Origin of the sequence: Dyadobacter tibetensis Y620-1 (genome assembly GCF_000566685.1) — a bacterium.
Classification (GTDB): domain Bacteria; phylum Bacteroidota; class Bacteroidia; order Cytophagales; family Spirosomataceae; genus Dyadobacter; species Dyadobacter tibetensis.
The window spans coordinates 1-632 of record NZ_AZQN01000028.1; the positions used below are offsets into that span (position 1 = coordinate 1).

1 rRNA gene is annotated in these 632 nt (G+C 51.6%); it reads right to left on the bottom strand.

Annotation, left to right across the window (positions count from 1 at the left end):
• A 23S ribosomal RNA gene (locus X939_RS0121900) occupies positions 1–560 on the bottom strand; the annotation flags it as partial.
• Positions 561–632: the final 72 nt, after the last annotated feature.

Genomic DNA, 632 nt, shown 5'->3' on the forward strand with positions numbered 1-632 from the left:
CTCCGACCGCTTGTAAGCGCATGGTTTCAAGTTCTATTTCACCCCGCTGCTCGCGGTACTTTTCACCTTTCCCTCACGGTACTAGTTCTCTATCGGTCTCTCAGGAGTATTTAGCCTTGGCGGATGGTGCCGCCGGATTCAGAGGGGATTTCTCCGGTCCCCACTTACTCAGGATACTCACTCAGCTACGTCTCTTACCTGTACGGGACTCTCACCCTCTACGGTTGGCCTTCCCAGACCATTCCAGTTCAATTCATAACCACTCGGTGAGTCCTACAACCCCACTTTGGCCGTAACCAAGGTGGTTTGGGCTAATCCGCGTTCGCTCGCCACTACTTACGGAATCACTATTGTTTTCTTCTCCTAGGGGTACTTAGATGTTTCAGTTCCCCCCGTTCGCCCCCCGTAGGGTAATACCACTTCATGGTACTGGGTTGCCCCATTCGGATATCTACGGATCAATGCAAATGTGCTGCTCCCCGTAGCTTTTCGCAGCTTATCACGTCCTTCTTCGCCTCTGAGAGCCTAGGTATTCCCCATGCGCCCTTAATTCGCTTGCGCGATTATTTCTTTCTTCTCTTCTACTTCTCAATATGTCAATGAACTCGTGGCGCCTTCTGTCGGTGCCATGT